The 20,581-nt window shown below is 64.9% G+C and carries 22 protein-coding genes and 1 tRNA gene; 12 read left to right on the top strand and 11 right to left on the bottom strand.

Annotated elements, in window-relative coordinates:
* Nucleotides 1-28 precede the first annotated feature (28 nt).
* The 3 genes from Q7514_RS10580 to Q7514_RS10570 form a co-directional block, all read right to left on the bottom strand.
* Nucleotides 29-1,099, bottom strand: coding sequence for a PhnD/SsuA/transferrin family substrate-binding protein (locus Q7514_RS10580; RefSeq protein WP_330133205.1), 1,071 nt, complete (start codon nucleotides 1,097-1,099; stop codon nucleotides 29-31).
* Between the two features lie 65 nt (nucleotides 1,100-1,164).
* Nucleotides 1,165-1,908, bottom strand: a complete 744-nt coding sequence (locus tag Q7514_RS10575; protein WP_330133204.1) for an ABC transporter ATP-binding protein — start codon at nucleotides 1,906-1,908, stop codon at nucleotides 1,165-1,167.
* The gene (locus Q7514_RS10570) at nucleotides 1,898-2,635 is read right to left on the bottom strand and encodes an ABC transporter permease subunit (RefSeq protein WP_330133203.1); all 738 of its coding nucleotides are present in this window, start codon (nucleotides 2,633-2,635) and stop codon (nucleotides 1,898-1,900) included. The genes Q7514_RS10575 and Q7514_RS10570 overlap by 11 nt, the downstream gene beginning before the upstream one ends.
* On the opposite strand from Q7514_RS10570, the gene Q7514_RS10565 reads away from it, so the two are divergent.
* The gene (locus Q7514_RS10565; RefSeq protein ID WP_330133202.1) at nucleotides 2,634-2,858 is read left to right on the top strand and encodes a hypothetical protein; all 225 of its coding nucleotides are present in this window, start codon (nucleotides 2,634-2,636) and stop codon (nucleotides 2,856-2,858) included. The two genes, Q7514_RS10570 and Q7514_RS10565, sit on opposite strands and share 2 nt — an antisense overlap.
* A gap of 155 nt (nucleotides 2,859-3,013) precedes the next feature.
* Here Q7514_RS10565 and Q7514_RS10560 read toward each other — a convergent pair whose 3' ends face one another.
* Nucleotides 3,014-3,913: an NADPH-dependent oxidoreductase gene (locus tag Q7514_RS10560; protein ID WP_330133201.1), complete on the bottom strand. Its 900-nt coding sequence runs from the start codon at nucleotides 3,911-3,913 to the stop codon at nucleotides 3,014-3,016.
* A 172-nt stretch (nucleotides 3,914-4,085) separates the two neighbouring features.
* Here Q7514_RS10560 and Q7514_RS10555 point away from each other — a divergent pair, with 172 nt between their 5' ends.
* The gene (locus Q7514_RS10555) at nucleotides 4,086-4,562 is read left to right on the top strand and encodes an SRPBCC family protein (protein ID WP_330133200.1); all 477 of its coding nucleotides are present in this window, start codon (nucleotides 4,086-4,088) and stop codon (nucleotides 4,560-4,562) included.
* Nucleotides 4,563-4,659: 97 nt separating this feature from the next.
* Here the strand turns inward: Q7514_RS10555 and Q7514_RS10550 are convergent, their stop codons facing one another.
* Complete coding sequence (locus Q7514_RS10550) at nucleotides 4,660-4,848, bottom strand: ChaB family protein (RefSeq protein WP_330133199.1); 189 nt, start codon at nucleotides 4,846-4,848, stop codon at nucleotides 4,660-4,662.
* Between the two features lie 104 nt (nucleotides 4,849-4,952).
* Here Q7514_RS10550 and Q7514_RS10545 point away from each other — a divergent pair, with 104 nt between their 5' ends.
* Entirely contained in the window at nucleotides 4,953-5,492 is a 540-nt protein-coding gene (locus Q7514_RS10545) for a putative immunity protein (RefSeq protein WP_330133198.1), read from the top strand.
* A 20-nt stretch (nucleotides 5,493-5,512) separates the two neighbouring features.
* Here the strand turns inward: Q7514_RS10545 and Q7514_RS10540 are convergent, their stop codons facing one another.
* The 4 genes from Q7514_RS10540 to Q7514_RS10525 form a co-directional block, all read right to left on the bottom strand.
* Entirely contained in the window at nucleotides 5,513-5,908 is a 396-nt protein-coding gene (locus Q7514_RS10540) for a RidA family protein (RefSeq protein WP_330133197.1), read from the bottom strand.
* A 56-nt stretch (nucleotides 5,909-5,964) separates the two neighbouring features.
* On the bottom strand, nucleotides 5,965-6,447 hold the full coding sequence (locus Q7514_RS10535) for a flavin reductase family protein (protein WP_330133196.1): 483 nt from the start codon (nucleotides 6,445-6,447) through the stop codon (nucleotides 5,965-5,967).
* Nucleotides 6,444-6,947 (bottom strand): NADPH-dependent FMN reductase, encoded by a 504-nt coding sequence (locus Q7514_RS10530; protein WP_330133548.1) that lies wholly within the window; start codon nucleotides 6,945-6,947, stop codon nucleotides 6,444-6,446. The genes Q7514_RS10535 and Q7514_RS10530 overlap by 4 nt, the downstream gene beginning before the upstream one ends.
* Nucleotides 6,948-7,069: 122 nt before the next feature.
* Nucleotides 7,070-7,546: a nucleoside deaminase gene (locus Q7514_RS10525; RefSeq protein ID WP_330133195.1), complete on the bottom strand. Its 477-nt coding sequence runs from the start codon at nucleotides 7,544-7,546 to the stop codon at nucleotides 7,070-7,072.
* Between the two features lie 56 nt (nucleotides 7,547-7,602).
* Here Q7514_RS10525 and Q7514_RS10520 point away from each other — a divergent pair, with 56 nt between their 5' ends.
* Nucleotides 7,603-7,971: a hypothetical protein gene (locus Q7514_RS10520; RefSeq protein ID WP_330133194.1), complete on the top strand. Its 369-nt coding sequence runs from the start codon at nucleotides 7,603-7,605 to the stop codon at nucleotides 7,969-7,971.
* Nucleotides 7,972-8,256: 285 nt separating this feature from the next.
* On the opposite strand, the gene Q7514_RS10515 is transcribed toward Q7514_RS10520, so the two are convergent.
* Nucleotides 8,257-9,636 carry an MBL fold metallo-hydrolase gene (locus Q7514_RS10515; protein ID WP_330133193.1) on the bottom strand — a complete coding sequence of 460 codons (1,380 nt, stop codon included), beginning with the start codon at nucleotides 9,634-9,636 and terminating at the stop codon, nucleotides 8,257-8,259.
* A 270-nt stretch (nucleotides 9,637-9,906) separates the two neighbouring features.
* Here Q7514_RS10515 and Q7514_RS10510 point away from each other — a divergent pair, with 270 nt between their 5' ends.
* On the top strand, nucleotides 9,907-10,176 hold the full coding sequence (locus Q7514_RS10510; protein ID WP_330133192.1) for a metal-sensitive transcriptional regulator: 270 nt from the start codon (nucleotides 9,907-9,909) through the stop codon (nucleotides 10,174-10,176).
* A gap of 181 nt (nucleotides 10,177-10,357) precedes the next feature.
* On the opposite strand, the gene Q7514_RS10505 is transcribed toward Q7514_RS10510, so the two are convergent.
* Nucleotides 10,358-10,440, bottom strand: a tRNA-Leu gene (locus tag Q7514_RS10505).
* A gap of 203 nt (nucleotides 10,441-10,643) precedes the next feature.
* Here Q7514_RS10505 and Q7514_RS10500 point away from each other — a divergent pair.
* The 7 genes from Q7514_RS10500 to pknB all read left to right on the top strand — a co-directional run bounded on the left by Q7514_RS10500 (nucleotide 10,644) and on the right by pknB (nucleotide 20,540).
* Complete coding sequence (locus Q7514_RS10500; RefSeq protein ID WP_330133191.1) at nucleotides 10,644-12,029, top strand: DUF3662 and FHA domain-containing protein; 1,386 nt, start codon at nucleotides 10,644-10,646, stop codon at nucleotides 12,027-12,029.
* A 156-nt stretch (nucleotides 12,030-12,185) separates the two neighbouring features.
* On the top strand, nucleotides 12,186-12,647 hold the full coding sequence (locus Q7514_RS10495; RefSeq protein WP_054713680.1) for an FHA domain-containing protein FhaB/FipA: 462 nt from the start codon (nucleotides 12,186-12,188) through the stop codon (nucleotides 12,645-12,647).
* Nucleotides 12,644-14,116, top strand: a complete 1,473-nt coding sequence (locus Q7514_RS10490) for a PP2C family protein-serine/threonine phosphatase (RefSeq protein WP_330133190.1) — start codon at nucleotides 12,644-12,646, stop codon at nucleotides 14,114-14,116. The genes Q7514_RS10495 and Q7514_RS10490 overlap by 4 nt, the downstream gene beginning before the upstream one ends.
* On the top strand, nucleotides 14,116-15,564 hold the full coding sequence (locus tag Q7514_RS10485) for an FtsW/RodA/SpoVE family cell cycle protein (RefSeq protein WP_330133189.1): 1,449 nt from the start codon (nucleotides 14,116-14,118) through the stop codon (nucleotides 15,562-15,564). Before Q7514_RS10490 ends, Q7514_RS10485 begins: the two co-directional genes overlap by 1 nt.
* Nucleotides 15,561-17,045: a peptidoglycan D,D-transpeptidase FtsI family protein gene (locus Q7514_RS10480; protein ID WP_330133188.1), complete on the top strand. Its 1,485-nt coding sequence runs from the start codon at nucleotides 15,561-15,563 to the stop codon at nucleotides 17,043-17,045. Before Q7514_RS10485 ends, Q7514_RS10480 begins: the two co-directional genes overlap by 4 nt.
* 1 nt (nucleotide 17,046) lies before the next feature.
* Entirely contained in the window at nucleotides 17,047-18,624 is a 1,578-nt protein-coding gene (locus tag Q7514_RS10475; protein ID WP_330133187.1) for a serine/threonine-protein kinase, read from the top strand.
* The gene (gene pknB / locus Q7514_RS10470; protein WP_330133186.1) at nucleotides 18,621-20,540 is read left to right on the top strand and encodes a Stk1 family PASTA domain-containing Ser/Thr kinase; all 1,920 of its coding nucleotides are present in this window, start codon (nucleotides 18,621-18,623) and stop codon (nucleotides 20,538-20,540) included. Before Q7514_RS10475 ends, pknB begins: the two co-directional genes overlap by 4 nt.
* The last annotated feature ends 41 nt before the right edge of the window (nucleotides 20,541-20,581 follow it).

Here is a 20,581-nt window from a genome sequence, read left to right as displayed (position 1 = left end):
CTTCAGAAACTTCAGGTGTCACAGAGCGTCAGGGCAACGGTTGCGGTTCGGATCCGTCCGCGTTGTTCTGTGCGTCGACGATGTCGTTGTAGCGGTCGTCCACATAGGATTCGATTTCGACCGCGGTGGACATGGTTCCGGTCTCGAGCAGTCCGTCGGCGACCGTCTGGAACAGCGCGGTCGACTTCTCGTCGATCGGGTAGTACTTCCCGGTACCGATATGGTCGAGCAACGACTTCCCGTCTTCCGGTGTCATCCCCTGGGTTCCCACGTAGTACGCATCGACCCATTCGTCGGGATGAGCGGTGATCCAATTGTTTGCTGCCACGGACCGCCCGACGAAATCGCCGATGGCGGCGGCCTTCGCAGGATCCTCGAGCGTCTCCCTGCGGACGATCAACGTGGCGATGCCGGTGTTGATGCCGGTTCCGTCGCCGATGATCGGCGGCGCACCCACCTTGTAGTACTGGACACCGGTGAGGATCGCGGCGTCGACGGCACCCGACGCGAACGTCGGCGCGACTTCCGCACCCGCGAGCTCGACAGCCTCGATGTCCGTCTTCGGATCGAGCCCGGCCTGAGCGAGGAGACCGGCGACGATCATGTGCCGTCCGGTACCCGGTGGATACGCGACCTTCTTGTCCTTCAGATCGGCGACGGTCTCGATTCCACTTCCGGGCTGTGCGGCGAGGAAGTACCCGCCGCTGCTTCCCGGATTCGCTTCGAGACCGATGGCGACGATGTCGGTGACACCACTGGCAACTGCGAGTGGAATAGGAGCCTCGCCGACTGCTCCGATGTCGGCAGCGCCGGAACGGAGGGCTTCGATGACCGCGGGTCCGCCGCTGAAGTCTGCAAAGTCGAGTGAGTACGGAAGTTCCTCGGTGGCACCTGAAAGCTGCAGCGGCAGAGAACGGCTCGCATTCTGCTCGGCGACGACGAGAGAGGTTCCCTCGGGAATGTCATCGCTGCTGTGGGCGATGGTCGCCTCGGCGAGCGCTTCCTGCCCGTCGGCCCCGGACAGCCCACATCCGGAGACCGCGAACGCTATCGCCAATGCGGGCAGCAGAAGCCACCGTGATCCTTCTGTATTCGGCACAGCCTGTTCCTTCGTCGTCGAACTGTGGTGGTTGTGCTCTGCACCCAGAGCGAAGAGCCGGCGGATCATTGCGCGTCCGGTTCGTCGCCCACGCCGAGCTCGGTGAGCAGGTGCCGCCGCAGCTCGTTGAATTCCCGGGAATCGCGGGAACGGGGCTTCGGTATCTCGACGGGTGAGGACAGCGAGATCGCACCGTCGGTCAGTACGATCACGCGATCTGCCAACAGGATTGCTTCGTCGACGTCGTGGGTGACCAGAAGAACGGCGGGGCGGTATTTGGCCACGAGCTGCTGGAGAAGCCCGTGCATCTTGATACGGGTGAGCGCGTCGAGCGCACCGAACGGCTCGTCGAGCAGGAGCAGCTCGGGTTCCCGGACGAGGGCCCGTGCGAGTGCCACACGCTGCGCCTCGCCTCCCGAAAGCGTGCGCGGCCAGGCCTTGGCCTTGCTTGCGAGCTGAACCTCGTCGAGCGCGGCGAGAGCATCCGCGCGGGTCTGCGCGTTGTCGGGGCGGCCGATATTGACATTGGTCAGCACCTTCTGCCACGGCAGCAGGCGTGGATCCTGAAAGACGATCGCCTGCTGGGCCGGAACACGGAGGTGTCCCTCCACTTCGGCGTCCAGCGCACCCAATGCCCGCAGGAAGGTCGATTTGCCGGACCCACTCCGACCGAGCAATGCAACGAATTCACCGGGGGCGATGTCGAGGTCGAGACCGTCGAGCACAAGCTGCTCGCCGAATACCCGTCGCACCCCACGTGCGACGACCACCGGATTCGTCCTGGTCGGTTCGATCAGGTCAGTTCCCATCGAACGACCTCCTCCACGTGAGCAGGCGCGTTTCGAGTGCCCGGACGATGAAGATCGAGATCAGGCCGAGAATCGCATAGACCGCGATGAGCACGAAGACCACGTCGAGCTGGAAGTACTCGCGGGCATCGCTCATCATGCGTCCGAGACCGCGTTTCGCGTTGATCGTTTCGGCGAAGATCAACGACAGCCACGCACCGGTCAGTGCCAGCCGCAGCCCGATGAGGAATCCGGGGAGGGAGCCGGGCAGAATGACCCGGCGGATCAGTTCGGCGCGCTGCACACCGAACGAGCGCGCAGCCTCCACCAGTCCGGCATCGACGCTGCGAATTGCCGAGAAGGTGTTGATATAGATCGAGACAGCAACCGCAAGGGTGATGAGCAGGACCTTCGGGGTCTCGCTGATACCGAACCACACGATGAGCAGAGGGACGAGCGCGAAGTTCGGGACGGCCCTCAGCACCTCCATGTTGGCGTCGACGAAGTTCTCACCTACGCGCGACAATCCGGAAATCAACGCGAGGACCAGCCCGAGCACGATTCCGAACAGCAAGCCGTAGCCGACCCGCAGGAGACTGATGGACATATGCTCCTGCAGTTCGCCGTTCGCAATCAGGCGCCACGCTGCGGACAGCACCGACAACGGTCTGGGGAGGGTGTTCTCGCTGAACAACCCGGTGCTCACCACGAGTTGCCAGACCACGATGATCAGGACAGGACCGATCATGCGCTGTACTGATCGCGGAACGCGGGACGAACTCTGGGTCTTCCTGCTCAGCGCTGTCGGATCGATGAGCGTGGACTCCGCGTCAACAGTCGTCGGCACTCCCACATCCGACTTCTGTTTCCTGTCGAGGATCGTCGCCATCGCTCAGCCCTCCCCGATCGCTGCGCCGGACAAGCGGCGTCGCGAGTTGTTGCGCGGCATGCGAACTCCCTCGTCACTGTGAATCAGGCCCCGGAAGTTCAACTCCGGGTCATGTGTTCGTCGAATGTAGAACGCGGAAGCGGGGGCGACGACCATTGAAATCGGCTTGATTACAAGGGCTTGCCGACTCCGCGGGTGCGGTCGGCACCACCGGGTGCACTACAGGTCCCGCCCGTCTCAGGCGAAGGGGAATCCCCGAGAGGCAAGTGCCTGCCGAATCCCGCGCCGGGGACCGAAGGCCGCGGGATCGGTCAGCCGGGAAACAATCCTTCCCGTCCAGCTTCCGACAAGTCCCTGTGATCGGTAGAAGCCCTCGGCCCGCACGTCGTACTCAGCGATACCGTGGTCCTGCTCGTCGATCCGATAGTTCTCCCGATGGCAGACGACGTCGAATCCGAGCCGCGGCTTCACCTCCGCGGTCTCGTCCGGGTCAGGCCATCCCACGGACAGTCCCACCACCGGGAACACACGCGGCGGCAGGCCGAGGACCTCTGCCACCCCCTCCGGATCGTTTCGTATGCCACCGATGAACACCGTTCCCAAACCGAGGGATTCCGATGCAACCACGGCATTCTGCGCCGCGAGGGTCGCATCGATCACCCCGAGCAGAGTCGACTCGGCATAGTCGGCGTTGTGCAGATCGAGTCCCCGTGCCGTGACGATTCGCTCGGCTCGGGCAAAGTCGGCCAGCCACACCAGGAACAGCGGGGCATGACGCACGGCGTCCTGATCGCCGGCGAGTGCGGCGAGTCGACCGACGCGGTCGCGGTCGGTCACAGCTACCACCGACCACAGTTGCAAATTGCTCGATGTGGGCGCCGACGACGCGGCCGCCACGAGAGTGCGGACGATGTCCTCGTCGATCGATTGCCCGGTGAACCGGCGCACCGATCGGTGATCGAACTGGACGGCGAGAGTGTCGTTCCACGGGCCGTCGCTGTCGCCTGGGCCGAACCGCCGGGCGAAGGCCGCTTCCCGAGCACTCACCGACCCCTGCTGGACACGGGCGTGGGCGCCGGCGGGGTCGACGAAAGTGCCCTCGCTATTCGAGGTGGAGTCGTGCTCGGTCACGGTCACGGCGGATTCCTTCGATCTGCAGACAAAGTCGTGATGAGACTTCACTTGCCACTGTCGCTACAACAGGGTTCTGCTTCGCCGGATCGAAAGTGGATCATCGAGACAGCACTTCACCGAGTCGCTCGTCCATGCCATAGGTGCACAAACGCCGCTCATCTGACAACATCGTCGAATGTCGACTGAGCGCATCGAAGTGCAGCGCACCATCAAAGCCGATCCCACATCGATATTCTCGGTGCTCTGTGACCCTCAGGGGCACGTTGCCATCGACGGATCCGGAATGCTGATGGATGCAGACGGCGACGTGGTGAATTCGGTCGGCGACAGCTTTGTCGTACACATGGACCGTGAAGCTCTCGGCGACATTCCCTTGGGCGAGTACGACGTGACGGTGACGATCGAGACCTTTGTTCCGGACCGTGAAATAGCCTGGACCATCCTGGGAACCATTCGCCCGCAGATCGGTCACGTCTACGGTTATCGGATCGAACCCGTCGACGGTGGTTCCCTCGTGACCTCGTACTACGACTGGTCCGATATCGACCCGAAATGGCGTGAGGCAGGCATCTTCCCGGTCATCGCCGAAGAGTCCCTGAAGGCAACCCTCGGAATCCTGGCGCGCACCGTACACCGCGGATATCCACACTGATCGAAGTCCATTTGCGCTCGAACGAGCGATTTCAGGGCTTCTGATCACATCAGAGGTCGCGGCCGCCGTCAGCTGCCTCCACAGCTGCCGCCGAGCATCAATCCTGCTTCGGCACCCAATGGTCGTTCTCGAGCTCGTACTTCTCCTTGACCGCCCCGTACGCGGCGCGCTCGGCGTCCTCGCCCTCGCCGACCCGCTCGGCCGCGGCCTCGTAGGTAGTGCCGTACAACTCCTGCACCTCCTTCGACGATCGACGCAGCGTGTGCGGAAGCTCGAACCGGTCCACTTGGACATCCCTTCGTCGGCGACGGACGTACTGTCACCCATTGTGGGTCGGTCGGCGGCGCCGCGACGCCGATCGGGCCACTTCGACAATGAGAGGATCTGGCCATGACGTCCGTGACCGGCGACTTCGAACTGACGCACGATGAACTACGCGTAGTGGCCCGCTACGTCGCCGAGTCCGCGCAGGAGGTTCTCCCCCTGTTCGAGTTCACCACACCTGACGATCCCCGACCACGTGCCGCTCTGGACGCCGCTCGGGAGTTCATCGACGGTGCGCGCCGGACCAAGCTTCAGCGAGTCACCTCGATGGACGCGCACCGCGCGGCCGGGGACGCTCCCACCGAGGTCACCCGTCTGGCCGCACAAGCCGCCGGCGACGCCGCCTCGGCTGCCTATCTGCACCCGATCGCGAAGGCCCACCAGGTCGGACACATCCTTCGTGCGGCAGCCAACGTGGCGCGTATCGCCGAGATCGAAGCCGGCGACGACCCTGCAGTCGGGGACGAGATGATCGAGCAGGCGCGCGCACGCGCAACACCGGTGTTGATCGACGTGCTGTGCCGGTATCCCGTCGCGCCGACAGGCAGGAGCCGCACCGCGCACCTCATGGCCGCCCTGGACGCCTCGCTCCGAGCTTCCCGCTGACTCCTGACCCTACCCACCCGTCACCCGACCGCGGTCCCCTCCAGCTCGACCATCAGACTGGGGATCGCCAGCCGTGTCACTCCGAGCAACGTGCTGGTCGGCGCCACCCCGGCGACGTCCAGCCGCGAGGTCAGTAGGCCGTAGTGGGGGAAAAGCAGGTCGATGTCGGTGGTGTAGACGTTGAGCCGGACGAGGTTCGCAAGGGACATACCACCCTCGCCGAGCACGGCCTCCAGGTTGTCGAGACTCAGCGTCAGTTGTGCCGCCATGTCGCCGTCATGCTGGGGCTCACCGTCTCCATTCGTCGCAGTCTGCTCTGAGCAGTACAGCGTCCGGGTGTGTCCGGAGACGATCTCACCCTGGTTGAATCCCATCTCCATCGACCACTTCACCGGGTTGACCGCAATACGTTCCATTGCCACATCAGCTCCATTCGATTCGACGTTGCGTGGCACTCGGAAGTCCTGACCGGTCAGGACGCGATCAGGCGACGGAACGAACTGCGGTGGAACACGATCGGTTCGACATCGCAGTCGGTGAGCAGTTCGTTGATTCGGAGCACCACAATCGCGTGGTCACCCGCCGGAACTTCCTGCTCGACCGTCACATCCATCCGCACACTCGTCCCCGAAACGAACAGTGCTCCCCCATTGCGGGTCTCGGTGTCGATACCGGCGAACCGGTCGCCGTTCTTCGAGGCGAGGACCCTGGCGGCACCGTCGTGCACATCGCTCAACACACTTATCCCCAGGTGTGGAAGAACGGACAAACGCGGCCAAGTGGTCGAGGTGTGCTGCACGCAGAACGAGACGAGCGGCGGGTCGAGCGACACCGGCACGAATGTGCTCGCCGCCATCCCGACGCGTTCGCCGTCGACGTCAGCGCAGATCGCGACCACACCCGATGGGACGTGGGCGAATGCCTCACGCAGTGCCGTGCCGTCGAGCGCGCTCACGCTGCCTCCGTCCTGGTTGCTGCAGCCAACACCGGCGACCAGCGTTCGGCGTAATCGGCGATGGCGGTGTCCGTCGTATAGGTCGAGTCGAGAAGGTACAGGCCCGGCGCCGGCGTCGTTGCGCCCAGTTCCACCAATACCGGCTTGAGCAGCAGGTCGGGCGCCAGTGCGTGCGCCGGACCGGCACCGAGCATGAGCGGCACGGCGACCACGTCGCGCAGTCCGTCGCCGGTGGCGAATTGATCGAGGAACAGTTTCAGCACGCCGGTGTAAGTGGCTTTGAACGTCGGGCTGGCGAACACCACCAGATCGGCCTCGGCGACGGTCGACACCGCGGCTGCAACGTCCTCGTCACCCCACCCGAGCAGACCTGCGCCGAGGTCGATCACATCGATCACGTGGTCGGGTTCCCGACCGGTCAACGCGGTCGCGAGCCGGGTTCCGGCGTCGAGAGTTCGGGAGCCGGGCTTGGGATTGCCCGCCACGACGACGATCGACATAGTCACCTTCCAATGCTTCGGATGCCACCGTTCGAAAGACGAGGGCACCCGCCATCCTGCACTTTCCGAGCGTGTATCGAAACAGTTTCACTCGTCTCGAGTACAACTGCGACGCCGCGCTGTCACTCACCGAGGTGGCATCGGCGATGCAACCGACGGATCGCGTGCTCCAGTTCTGGCGCCGGACCTGCCACTACGACTCCGGGAGCAACCTCTTGGACGGAAAGAGGCCGCACCGGCCCCGCCGGCACTCCCATTTCGTCGAGCCATCCGGTGAGCTGCTGAGAGGAAGCGGCGTAGACGATTCTGCCGAGACCGACCCATCCGTGCGCAGCTGCACACATGGGGCAGTGCTCTCCCGAGGTGTAGACGGTTGCGCCCGCGCGGTTGTCGGGCGTCATGTTCTCGGCCGCCCACCTGGCCAGTGCGAATTCGGGGTGACGAGTGCGGTCACCGTCGGAGATTCGGTTGCGATCCTCCGCCAGGACTCGGCCGTCCGCATCGACGAGTACCGATCCGAATGGCTCGTCGCCTGCGAGCAGCGCTTCCTCAGCGAGCTCGATGCACCGATACAGGTGCTCGAGATCCACGTCGTTCACGGTGGTCCTGTCCCTTCATTCGACATGATCATGCTGCCATCGGCAACGATCAACCCATGACCTCGATGAGCCACGACCGTGCCGACGAAGGCCTACAACGGTCCACCCGACGCACGATCGATGCCGTCGTGACCGCTCTGTTCATCATCGTGACGATCGTTTTCGCCGCTGTTGCGTTCTTCGTGTCCTTGCTCTTCCCGATGGGGATGGATTCGTGCGGCCCGGACGGTTGCCAGGAGGGCTATCTCACCGCTGCGTCCGCAGTCACATGGGGTGGCATCGCCGTCGCGGTCGCCGGCACCGTCGTGGGAGTCGTCACTGCTGCGCGACGTCGGGTGATGATGTGGGTGTGGCCGCTACTCGGTGCCACGACGATAGCGGTGGTGCTCATCGTGGGACTGAATCTCGCGGAGCGCGCAGGATGAGCAGTCGCTGGAGTTGTTCTTCGTCGCGCCGTGCCTCATTCATGTATGACCTGGTCAACGGCCGAGGATCCGCCGCCACGTCCGGGGACGCTCTGCAGTCCGAGTACTTTCGGTGCTGCACGTGCAACGGTCGGCAACGGGCACGGAACGCATGACCGCGTCGACGTGTTGTCCGCAGCCGTCCCAGCCGGTCTTTCCACAGTTCGAGCAGGCGACGGGATAGCACACTGTGAGTTTCTCCTCAGGTGGTGAATGGTCGGGGATTCGGTGACCGGTGTGTGGTGATCAGGCAGGGATTCGCGCGGCGGCCCAGGCGTTGTATCCGCCGAGGAGGTCCGACACGTTCTCGAAGCCCTGCGCGCGCAACAACGATGCCGCAACACTCGAGCGCCACCCACCCGCGCAGTGAACGACGACCGGCTTGTCGTCGGATACTTCATCAAGTCGAACTCGCAACTGTGCCAACGGGATCGATATCGAGCCCGGGATCGTCCCGACCTCGAGTTCCCCGGTGTTGCGGATGTCGATGACGGTGACTGCATCTGCGGTCATGAGCGCATCGAGCCTCTCGACGGTCGTCCGCGGAGCGGCCTGAACCAGCGCTGCCAGTTCCGTCGGGAACGCGCTGTCGTGGTCGACGGTGAGGTAACCGATCGCGTTGTCGGAGCCGATCCGTGCGAGGCGCATTGCGGCGTCCCGGCCTTCTCCGGGGTAGGTGACCAGCACGATCCTCTCCCCCACATCGGCGACCATGCCTCCGGTTTCGGCGAAGCGTCCGTCGAAGCCGACGTTGATCGAACCTCGCAGGTGTCCGGTGGCGAAGTCGTCGACGCTGCGAGCATCGAGCACCCTGGTGCCGGCATCCGATTCGGCACGCACCTGCGTCGGACTCAGCTCACGGACGGCCCGGCCCCGGGGAAGTAGTGGGTGGACGCCCTTGTTCATCGCAGCATCGACCGCAAAGTAGGAGGGTGCAGCAGGTTGCCCGGCGGTGATCAACGCGACGAACGCTTCCTTGCTCATCGGCTGCACCGCGGGGTTGGTGGCGCGCTGCTCCCCGATCGTCGAGGTGAGCTCGGACGAGAGGTTCTTCCCACACGACGAACCGGCACCGTGGGCGGGCATGACCACCACCTCGTCGGCAAGCGTCAGCAACTTCTCGTGCACGGTGCGGTACATCGCCCCGGCCAGGTCTTCGGCCGACGAATCGCCGATGCCGACCAGGTCAGGGCGACCGACATCACCGATGAACAATGAGTCACCGGTGAGGACCGCAGCCGGGATCGCGGTGGGATGTTCTCTCACCAGCACCGAGATCGACTCCCAGGTATGGCCCGGGGTAGCCAGGATCTCGAGTTCGACGGTGCCGAGCGAGATCCGCTCCCCGTCCGACAAGCGGCGGATCGGATAGTCGGTCTCTGCCGGTTCTCCGAAGCCGATCCATGCGCCGGTCGCATCGACGAGTTCGAGATGGCCCGAGACGAAGTCGGCGTGGAAGTGGGTATTGATCACACCCTCGATTGTCATCCCGTATTTTACTGCGTCGGAAAGATATTCGTCGATATCCCGGCGTGGGTCGATCACGATCGCCCTTCCCGTGGTCTCGTCACCGACCAGGTATGACGCGTGGGACAGGCATTCGATGTAGTACTGCTCGAGAATCATGTGCTCCTCCATGAGGCTTGATTCAGAGGGGATCACCTCGGTATACGGACAGGGTGTCATATACCCCCTAGGGTATGCAAGTACCCCTGGGGGTATAGAACTCCGGGCGACGATCACGGGTATCGAACCCCTACCGGTGCAACCGCATCGAGCATTGCCCACTTCACCAACTCGGTCGGCGTCGGCACATCGCACTCCGCGATAAGTCCACCACGCACGCCCACATACCCCCAGGGGTACGGTGGAGCAACCATCGAGAAAGGCATCATCATGGTCGGAGACGACGAAGCCATCAAGACCGTACTCAACAGGCTCAAGCGCGCCCAGGGTCAGCTGGCGGGTGTGATCACGATGATCGAGGACGGACGGGACTGCAAAGAGGTCGTCACCCAACTCGCCGCCGTCTCACGAGCACTCGACCGCGCCGGCTTCAAGATTGTCGCGACCGGATTGCGTGAATGCCTCACCGGCGAATCGACCGAGTCGGGCGAACCGATGACCGAAGCCGAACTCGAGAAACTGTTCCTGGCACTGGCCTGACGCAATGTGAGAACAGTCGGACTTTCGCTGCACTTCCGGACAGATACAACGCTCACACAACAGTTGTATCTGTCTGGAGGGTGCGCTTCGCGATAGAAACGACACTCGGCCGAAAAAACGAGGTCACGCACTCTTTCGAGTTCGTGACCTCGTCTATTGCAACTCATCGAATTGCATACTGTGGGCGAAGGGGGACTTGAACCCCCACGTCCCGAAGGACACTGGCACCTGAAGCCAGCGCGTCTGCCATTCCGCCACTCGCCCGAGCAACGCAGAAAACAGTAACACAAGGCATACCCGATCACCGATTCACCAGGTCAGGGAGGTTTTCCAGGACCGATCGAGGCCTAGAACATGTCAAGTTGAACACGCGCGGTAATCCGCCCGGTCGAATCCGAGCAAAAGTAGATACCATGCAGTAGCGAGATCTGCACCCACGACACGCTGTGACCGGAAAGGGGGTCGTCATGGGTATCGCCCAACGCTTCGAGCGAAAGCTCCAGGCTGCAATCGGCGACGCGTTCGCCCGCGTCTTCGGTGGCGGTGTCGTCCCCCAGGAAGTCGAAGCTGCACTCCAGCAGGAGGCAACCGACGGCGTCCAACACCTTGCTCGCGGCCACATATTGGCCCCGAACAAGTACGTCATCACCATCAGTGACTCCGATCATGAGGCCTTGGCGGCGGATCGGGACTTGACTGTGAAGGCGTTCGCGCGTCACCTTGAGGACTTCATTCGCGAACAGGGATGGCAGACATACGGTGAGATCCAGGTTGTATTCGAGTCGTCTTCGGCATTGCACACCGGGCAGTTCCGAACACACGGCTCTGTCGACCCTGAGGCAGGGCGTCCACAGACGCACGCCCCGTCACAGCGGACCCCGCAGAACCGTCCAACAGTGACCCCCGAACCAGGAGTTGGCTCCATGACGCAGAACCCCGGCTACGAACCAAGCCGTGACCCCGCCGAGGCGGAAGCACAGTACGCACGAAACGGTCACGCGCACGGCGGCCAGGATCAGCGCTACGCACAGGGCTACAACGGTGGTTACGCCCCCCAGGGCGGGTACGACGATCAGGCCGGTTACGACCAGCAGGCATACGGCGCCCAGGGTTACGACCAGCAGGCGTATGACCAGCAGGCCTACCAGCAGCAGGGATACGACCAGCAGGGTTACGGAGCCCAGGGCTACCAGCAGGACCAGGGCGGCTACCCGCAGGATCAGGCGTACGGCCAGGACCAGGCATACGGACAGCCGGCCGATCAGGCGTACGGCCAGCAGGCCTACAGCCAGGACTACGGCCAGCAGGGCTACGCCGACCAAGGCTACGCAGATCCCGGCTACCAGCAGCAGGGGTACGCAGCGGGCGCGGCAGGTGCCGGCTACGACCAGGGTTACGCAGATCAGGGTTATGCAGACCCCGGCTACCAACAGCAGGCGTACGGCCAGCAGGGTTACGCGGATCAGGGTTATGCAGACCCCGGCTACCAGCAGGCCGATCAGGGTTACCAGCAGCAGGCGTATGCGGGTGGCGGCTACCAGCAGCCCCCGGCCGCGACCGGACGTGTTCTGACGGCGACTCTCCAGCTCGAGGACGGCAGCGGCCGCTACTACCAGCTCCGCGAGGGCAGCAACATCATCGGTCGCGGTCAGGACGCTCAGTTCCGCCTCCCCGACACGGGTGTGTCACGCCGCCACATCGACATCCGCTGGGACGGACAGGTCGCGATGCTCTCCGATCTCGGTTCGACCAACGGCACTACCGTGAACAGTGCTTCGGTTCAGGACTGGCAGCTCGCCGACGGCGATGTGATCCGCGCAGGCCACTCGGAAATCCTGGTCCGCATCCTCTGACCAGCGGGAAAACCGGCTCACCGGATCCGCAGAACTCGTCCGAAGCGCGAGCTGCGGATCTGACTCTGCATGGAGTCGGTCGATGTCCGTATTGTGAGTGACCGCACCGAACCGGACGACCGCGCACCGGTCGCACATGCCGAAGGAGGACATGCCGTGCAGGGGCTGATTCTGCAGCTGAGCCGGGCAGGTTTCCTTCTGCTGCTGTGGCTGTTCGTGTGGGCAGTGCTGCGTGCATTGCGTTCGGACATCTACGCCGGTTCTGCGCGACCACTACCGCGCTACTCCCCCAAGCAGTCGGTGTTGCCGTCGCTCGGCCGCAACAAGACCGCCAAGTATCTGGTCGTTACACAGGGTGCACTCGCAGGTACCCGGATCACGCTCAGTACCCAACCGGTGATGATCGGTCGCGCCGACGATTCGACACTCGTACTGACCGACGACTACGCGTCCACTCGACATGCGCGACTCTCTCCGCGGGGCTCCGACTGGTATGTCGAAGACCTCGGCTCGACGAACGGAACGTACTTGGACCGAGCGAAAGTCACCACTGCTGTCCGCGTACCCCTGGGCACCCCTGTGCGCGTGGGTAAGACTGTGATCGAGCTCCGCCCGTGACACTTGTACTGCGCTACGCTGCCCGCAGCGACCGAGGCCTCGTTCGCTCCAACAACGAAGACTCCGTCTACGCCGGCGCGCGACTGCTGGCGCTGGCCGACGGAATGGGTGGCCACGCCGCCGGCGAGGTTGCCTCACAACTGATGATCGCCGCGCTCGCGCATCTCGACGACGACGAGCCGGGTGGAGATCTCCTCGGCAAGCTCGACGACGCGGTGCGGGAAGGCAACGCAGCGATCGCCGATCAGGTCGAGGAAGAACCCGAACTCGACGGTATGGGCACTACGCTGACCGCCATACTCTTCGCCGGCAGCAAACTGGGCCTGGCCCATATCGGCGACTCCCGCGCCTACCTGCTGCGCGACAACCAGCTCACCCAGATCACCCGCGACGACACGTTCGTGCAGTCGCTCGTCGACGAGGGCCGCATCACCGCGGAACAGGCGCACACGCACCCGCAGCGTTCGCTGATCATGCGCGCTCTCACCGGCGCAGAGGTGGAGCCGACGCTGACCGTGCGCGAAGCGCGTGCCGGCGATCGCTACCTGATCTGTTCCGACGGTCTTTCCGATGTGGTGAGCGACGAGACGATTGCCAACACCCTGGGCGAGGGCAGCCACGACGAGTGCGCCGACCGGCTCATCGAGCTTGCGTTGCGCAGCGGCGGACCCGACAACATCACCGTGGTCGTCGCCGACGTCATCGACCTCGACTACGGGCAGAGCAACCCCATCGTCGCCGGAGCAGCGTCGGGTGAGGACGAGGACGAAGCTCCCCGCCCGAACACTGCCGCCGGTCGCGCTGCCGCGATGCGGCCGCCGCGCGCCACACCCAAGCGCGTCATCAACAAGGCTCCCGAAGAGCCGAAGAAGCGTCGTAGCCGCTGGTGGGCTCCGCTCATCGCGCTCGTGGTACTCGGCCTGATCGCCGCCGGCGGCTTCTTCGGTCGGCAGATGATCCGGAACAACTACTACGTCAGCGCCGACGATGCCCGTGTCACCGTGCTGCGCGGACTTCCCGGCAACGTGTTCGGTTACTCGCTGCAGGAACCGGCACGCATCGGATGCGTCACCGACGACGGAGAGCTGACCCTCGTCGATCCGGGCGACGCCCAGTGCCGCGTGATGATGGTCGACGACCTTCAGCCCGCTGCGCGCGAACAGGTTCGTGCCGGACTTCCCTCCGGCACACTCGACGAGGCGAACGTCCAGATGGCGCGACTCGCCGAACAGGACCTGCTTCCGGTGTGCAAGGTCGAGGAGCCCGAGCCTGCCCCGACCCCCGCGCCCGCACCCGGTGAGACACCGGCTCCGACAGCAGAATCGGCACCCGCCGAACCCGTCCCGAGCGAGGCAGCGCCCGCACCTGGCGAGCCGGCACCCGGAAATGGTGGAACCGAATCGATGGCGGCACCGGAACCGGCGCCCGCACCCCAGGTCCCCGGCCAGAACTGCAGGGTGGGCGCCTGATGTCGGTGACCCATGGCGCGGGGGCTTTTCCGAGCCCCCCCGGTGGTTTCGCTCCGGCCCCTCCCCAATCCACGAAGCGCAACACCGAACTGGGACTGCTGCTCGTCGCGATCGCCATCACGACGGTGTCGATGATGCTCGTCGAGGCCTCTCTCGAGCAGGCGCTCACGTTCGACCTCGCGAAGTACGGTCTCACGTACGCCGGGTTGTTCCTCCTCGCGCACCTGGCGGTGAGGCGGTACGCCAAGTACGCAGATCCGCTGCTGTTGCCGATCGTCGCGTTGCTCAACGGCCTCGGCCTCGTGCTGATCCATCGGCTCGACCTCGCCGACCAGGAAAACGCGCGCTACATGGGCCTGTCGATGCCGTCGCCCGACGCGAACCAGCAGGTGTTGTGGACTGCGATCGGCATAGCCCTGTTCATCGCTGTTCTCGTGTTCCTCCACGACTATCGGCTGCTTGCCCGCTTCAGCTACACCCTCGGGTTGATCGGGCTGGTCGCCCTCGCGATCCCGGCGTTGCTGCCGTCGCAGTTCTCCGAGGTCAACGGCGCCAAAATCTGGATCAGGCTCCCCGGATTCAGCATCCAGCCGGGGGAATTCGCCAAGATCCTGCTCATCATCTTCTTCGCGTCCGTGCTCGTGGCGAAACGTGATCTGTTCACCACGGCCGGCAAGCATTTCCTCGGCATGGATTTCCCCCGCGCACGCGACCTCGGCCCGATCCTCGCCGCGTGGATCATCTCCATCGGCGTCATGGTGTTCGAGAAGGACCTCGGCACGTCCCTGCTGCTGTTCACCACCGTTCTCGTGATGCTCTACATCGCGACGGAACGCGTGGGCTGGCTGATCATCGGGTTCTCGCTACTCGCGATCGGCTTCGTCTTCGCGTACCAGATGTTCGGCCACGTCCGGGTTCGTGTCCAGACGTGGGCCGACCCGCTCGCCGACTACAGCAACACGGGCTACCAGATTTCGCAGTCGCTGTTCGGCCTCGCCACCGGCGGTGTCGCCGGCACAGGTCTCGGCAGCGGACGGCCCGCTCAGGTGCCGTTCGCAAAGACCGACTTCATCATCGCCGCGATCGGTGAGGAGCTGGGCCTGATCGGGCTCGCCGCGATCCTGCTGCTGTTCCTCATCCTGGTCATCCGTGGTTTGCGCACTGCCCTCGCAGTGCGCGACAGTTTCGGCAAACTGCTCGCCGCCGGTCTGTCGTTCACCCTCGCCGTCCAGTTGTTCGTTGTGGTCGGCGGAGTCACCAAACTGATCCCCCTCACGGGCCTGACCACGCCGTTCGTCTCGTACGGCGGGTCGTCGCTGCTCGCGAACTACTTACTGCTCGCTCTGCTCATGAAGATCTCGCACTCCGCACGCGAACCCGTCCAACCGCGTAAGAAACCGGTGACACCCATCGCGGAAGCTCAGACGGAAATGATGGGGCGCGAATGAACACGCCGCTCCGCAAGGTCGCGATGGCCGTGATGTTCATGGTCGTCGCGCTGCTCGCCAACGCCACCTACGTGCAGGTCATCAAGGCAGACAACCTGCGCACCGACCCGCGTAACTCGCGGGTGCTGCTCGACGAGTACTCGCGACAGCGCGGCCAGATCTCCGCTGCCGGGCAGGCACTGGCCGTGTCGATCCCGACCGACAGCCGCTACAAGTACCTGCGGGAATACCCGTCGACACCCGCGCAGCCGATGAGTCCACTCGCCTACGCGCCGGTCACCGGGTTCTATTCGATGCAGTACGGCAGCACGGGCCTCGAGCGCAGCGAGGACGAGCTGCTCAACGGCTCCGACAACCTGCTGTTCGGACGTCGGCTGTTCGATCTCGTCTCGGGACGCAACCCGCGCGGCGGCAATGTGGTTTCGACGATCGATCCGGCCATGCAGCAGGTCGCGTACGACGAACTGACCTCCAAGGGATACACCGGGTCGGTGGTGGCCATCGAGCCTTCGACCGGCAAGATCCTCGCGATGGCGAGCACGCCGAGCTACGACCCGAACCGGTTGTCCGGCCACGACGGTGCTGCGACGTCGGCGGCGTGGGACGAACTCAACTCCGACCCCGACAAGCCGATGCTCAACCGCGCGATCTCCCAGACCTACCCGCCGGGTTCGACGTTCAAGGTGGTCACGACGGCCGCTGCTCTCGACTCGGGCGTCACCCCGGACGATCAGCTCACTGCGGCCCCGAACATCACACTCCCCGACAGCACGACAACCCTCGAGAACTACGGCGGCGCGGCCTGCGGCGACGCCCCCACCGTGTCACTGCGCGAAGCGTTCGCACGCTCGTGCAACACCGCGTTCGTCGAGATGGGCATCAACACCGGTCGCGAGGCCCTCGTCGACCAGGCGGAAGCTCTGGGTATCGGCGAGACCATCGACATTCCGCTGCCGGTCGCGGAGAGCACCCTCGGGCCGATCTCGGACGGTGCAGCGCTCGGACAGTCCACCATCGGCCAGCGTGACGTCGCATTGACTCCACTGCAGAACGCGGTCATCGCCGCGACCGTCGCCAACGGCGGTGTGCGTATGAAGCCGTATCTCGTCGAACGTCTGGAGGGGCCCGATCTCGCACTCCTCGCGGAAACGAAGCCCGAATCCCTCGGGCAGGCCATCGACCCCTCGGTCGCGGCAACACTGACCGATCTGATGATCGGCTCCGAAGAATGGTCGGGTGGACAGGGTGCAATTCCCGGTGTTCAGATCGCGTCGAAGACCGGCACCGCCGAGCACGGCAGCGACCCACGTAACACTCCGCCCCACACGCTGTATATCGGGTTCGCACCCGCTCAGCAGCCCACAGTGGCGGTGGCCGTGATCGTCGAGGACGGTGGCGACCGTGCCCTTGCCGCGACCGGCGGCTCAGTGGCTGCGCCTATCGGACGGGCCGTGATTTCGGCCGGAATGCAGGGAGGCTGACATGGCTTTGTACAGCGGCGCCATGGTCGCCGACCGATATCGCCTCACGCGACTCATCGCCACGGGCGGTATGGGACAGGTCTGGGAAGGCCTGGACACACGGCTCGACCGTCGTGTCGCGGTGAAGGTCCTCAAGGCAGAGTTGTCCCACGACCAGGACTTCCTGACCCGGTTCCGGTTCGAGGCGCGCACCACGGCGCAACTCAACCACCCGGGTATCGCCGGTGTGTTCGACTACGGCGAGACGACAGACGAGGAAGGGCAGTCCGTCGCCTACCTGGTGATGGAACTGGTACACGGCGAGCCTCTCAACGCAGTCCTCTCGCGTGTCGGCCGTTTGTCGTTGCCACAGGCCCTCGACATGCTCGAGCAGACCGGCCGGGCGCTTCAGGCCGCGCACAACGCGGGTGTCGTGCATCGCGACGTCAAACCCGGCAACATCATGATCACCCCGACCGGACAGGTGAAGATCACCGACTTCGGTATCGCGAAAGCCGTCGACGCGTCGCCTGTCACGCGCACCGGGATGGTCATGGGGACCGCGCAGTACATCGCGCCGGAGCAGGCCCTCGGCCAGGAGGCGACGTCGGCGAGCGATGTGTATTCGCTCGGTGCCGTCGGCTACGAGGTGTTGTCCGGTCGGCGCCCCTTCCTCGGGGAGAGCGTCGTCACGGTCGCGATGAAGCACGTGCAGGAAACTCCTGCGCCGCTACCCGCCGACCTCCCGCACGAGGTCCACGACCTCATCGACATCGCGATGACGAAGGATCCGAAATACAGGTACTCGAGCGGTGGCGAGTTCGCCGATGCCGTGTCGGCCGTGCGGTCGGGCCGGCCCGCGCCGCCCCCGGGGAACGTGCCGCCGGTGACGAGTGCGAACCGGGTGCTGCCTCCGGGTGTCCCCGGGGCGACGACGACGGTGCCGATGCAGTCGTCGCAACAGACGCAGTCCCAACAGACGCAGCAGTACGCACCCACCGCCTACACACAGGCGCCGTACACCGGATCTTCGCAACCACCGACGACCGGCCCGCCCTACAGCGGTGCGGCTGCGGCGCAAGGTGGAGGTGACGACCGGAAGGGCCCGAGCCCCACCGCACTCGCATGGGCTGCGGGTGTGGCGATCGTGCTGGCACTCGTCACACTGGGCGTCGTCCTGCTCACCAACGGTGAGGACGAACCCGATACCGGACCGTCGCCGACCACACAGATCACCACGACGACGCAGCAGCCCACCACGACACGTCCCCCGCAGACCACGACGTCGGAGTGGACCGCTCCGCTACCGGTCCCGACAGAGCCGCCCACATTCGAACCGACCACCACGGTCGAGGTTCCGACCACGGTCGAACCGACCACCACCGTGGAGGTTCCGACCACCACGACACCCGCGCCCACCACAACCACCGCGACACCGACAACCACGACCGCCACCACGACGCAACCCGTCGAAGAAGGAGAGGCGCCTCCGGGCGACGCTTCGGGTGAGGGAACCGGCGACGGCGGTACGGGAGGCGACCAACCCGCAGCCAGCAACGGTACGAACAACGGACCGCCGGACACCCAAGGAACGTCATGACCACACCGCGCAAGCTCTCCTCACGCTATGAGCTGGGTGAGATTCTCGGCTTCGGTGGCATGTCCGAGGTGCATCTGGCACGGGATCTACGGCTCGGCCGTGACGTGGCGATCAAGGTTCTGCGCGCCGATCTCGCGCGCGACCCTACGTTCTACCTGCGGTTCCGCCGCGAGGCCCAGAACGCGGCAGCACTGAACCACCCGGCGATCGTCGCCGTGTACGACACAGGTGAAGCCGAAACGGAAGCCGGCCCGATCCCGTACATCGTCATGGAATTCGTCGAGGGCGACACGTTGCGCGACATCGTGCGCGGCGAGGGACCGATGGCGCCGAAGCGGGCTATGGAGGTGATCGCCGACGTGTGCGCGGCGCTCGACTTCAGTCACCGCAACGGGATCGTGCACCGCGACGTCAAACCCGCCAACGTCATGATCAACAAGGCCGGCGCGGTCAAGGTCATGGACTTCGGCATCGCCCGCGCGATCTCCGACGCGTCGAGCCCGATGACGCAGACCGCCGCAGTGATCGGCACTGCTCAGTACCTGTCGCCCGAGCAGGCGCGGGGCGAGCAGGTCGATGCGCGCTCCGACGTCTACTCGGTGGGCTGCGTGCTGTTCGAGATCATGACCGGAGAGCCCCCGTTCAAAGGTGATTCTCCCGTCGCGGTCGCCTACCAGCATGTTCGTGAGGATCCGCCACTGCCGTCGTCGGTGAACCGGCAGGTACCCCCCGAGCTGGATTCGGTGATCCTCAAGGCGATGGCGAAGAACCCCGCCAATCGCTACCAGTCCGCGGCAGAGATGCGCAGCGACCTGATCCGGGTGCTCAGCGGCCAGCGGCCCAGCGCACCGATGGTCATGACCGACGAAGACCGCACCACTCTGATCGACTCGGTCGAGCAGAACACCGGCCGGCACTACCGTCCCGCTGCCGCAGCCGGCGCTGCGGGGGGCGTCGCCGCCGGCGACGATTCCGGAGGCGACGGCGGTTCGGCACTCCGCAAGATCCTGCTCGGTGTCGCGGCCGTGATCGTCGTGGGCATCGTCGGTGTGTTCCTGTGGTCGTTGGGCCCGGGGTCCACCGCGGCCCAGGTCGCGATCCCCGACGTCCGTAATCTCGCGGCGAGCGAGGCCGAGAGTCAGCTCCAGGACAGCGGCTTCCGGGTGGCCCTGCAGGAGAAGCCCGACTCGGTGGTGGCCGAGGGCAACGTCGTGAACACACGACCGGTGCCGGGTAGCCAGGCGGACGAGGGCTCGACGGTCACCATCGAGGTCTCGAGTGGACCCGAACAGGTGCAGATCCCGCGGCTCGACGGGCTCTCGCAGGAGAGGGCCGCCCAGCAACTCGACTCGGTCGGCCTGCGTCTCGACCCGAACATGCTGCGAGCACCGTCCGACGAGGACGAGATCGACACCGTCGTCGAGCAGAACCCGTCGGCCGGCGCAAACATCGATCGTGCGTCCACGGTGACCATCACGCTCGGCTCCGGACCCGAACAGGTCCGTGTCCCGAACGTCGTGGGCCAGGCAGAAGAGGTCGCGCGCGGCAACATCGAGGGCGCCGGATTCGAGGTCGTCGTCGAGCAGGTCGAATCGGGCGAGGAGGCCGGCACCGTGGTGTCGACCAGCCCTTCCGGCGGCGCTACCACCGATCGGGGAGGCACCGTCACGATCCAGGTTTCCAACGGCGACCGGATCGAGATGCCTGTGCTGACCAACCGCTCTGTGTCACAGGCTTTGTCGGCGCTCCGTGCGGCCGGCTGGACCGGCTCGGCCGCGCAGCTCGTGCAGACACGTGAGGCCACTCTCGACGCCGGTCTCGTGGGCACGATCATCACTCAGCAGCAGCCGCCCGGTTCGGAGATCTCCAAGACCGACACCGTGAGTGTCGGCGTGGGGGTACTCGGCATCCGCTGACACAGCGCTCCCGAAGTCACAGCCGCGGCGGCCTCACTCCA

The sequence above is a fragment of the Rhodococcus artemisiae genome (assembly GCF_036327795.1).
In the GTDB taxonomy this organism is placed as follows: domain Bacteria; phylum Actinomycetota; class Actinomycetes; order Mycobacteriales; family Mycobacteriaceae; genus Rhodococcus; species Rhodococcus artemisiae.
This window is presented reverse-complemented; position numbering and strand designations above follow the sequence as displayed.

Coding starts and splice junctions, on each gene's coding strand:
- Q7514_RS10475 (WP_330133187.1), top strand. CDS start 17,047: ATGGCTTTGTACAGCGGCGCCATGGTCGCCGACCGATATCGCCTCACG.
- Q7514_RS10540 (WP_330133197.1), bottom strand. CDS start 5,908: ATGGAACGTATTGCGGTCAACCCGGTGAAGTGGTCGATGGAGATGGGA.
- Q7514_RS10515 (WP_330133193.1), bottom strand. CDS start 9,636: ATGATTCTCGAGCAGTACTACATCGAATGCCTGTCCCACGCGTCATAC.
- Q7514_RS10530 (WP_330133548.1), bottom strand. CDS start 6,947: ATGTCGATCGTCGTCGTGGCGGGCAATCCCAAGCCCGGCTCCCGAACT.
- Q7514_RS10480 (WP_330133188.1), top strand. CDS start 15,561: ATGAACACGCCGCTCCGCAAGGTCGCGATGGCCGTGATGTTCATGGTC.
- Q7514_RS10520 (WP_330133194.1), top strand. CDS start 7,603: ATGACCTCGATGAGCCACGACCGTGCCGACGAAGGCCTACAACGGTCC.
- Q7514_RS10570 (WP_330133203.1), bottom strand. CDS start 2,635: ATGATCGGTCCTGTCCTGATCATCGTGGTCTGGCAACTCGTGGTGAGC.
- Q7514_RS10485 (WP_330133189.1), top strand. CDS start 14,116: ATGTCGGTGACCCATGGCGCGGGGGCTTTTCCGAGCCCCCCCGGTGGT.
- pknB (WP_330133186.1), top strand. CDS start 18,621: ATGACCACACCGCGCAAGCTCTCCTCACGCTATGAGCTGGGTGAGATT.
- Q7514_RS10500 (WP_330133191.1), top strand. CDS start 10,644: ATGGGTATCGCCCAACGCTTCGAGCGAAAGCTCCAGGCTGCAATCGGC.
- Q7514_RS10555 (WP_330133200.1), top strand. CDS start 4,086: ATGTCGACTGAGCGCATCGAAGTGCAGCGCACCATCAAAGCCGATCCC.
- Q7514_RS10510 (WP_330133192.1), top strand. CDS start 9,907: ATGGTCGGAGACGACGAAGCCATCAAGACCGTACTCAACAGGCTCAAG.
- Q7514_RS10575 (WP_330133204.1), bottom strand. CDS start 1,908: ATGGGAACTGACCTGATCGAACCGACCAGGACGAATCCGGTGGTCGTC.
- Q7514_RS10565 (WP_330133202.1), top strand. CDS start 2,634: ATGCGCTGTACTGATCGCGGAACGCGGGACGAACTCTGGGTCTTCCTG.
- Q7514_RS10545 (WP_330133198.1), top strand. CDS start 4,953: ATGACGTCCGTGACCGGCGACTTCGAACTGACGCACGATGAACTACGC.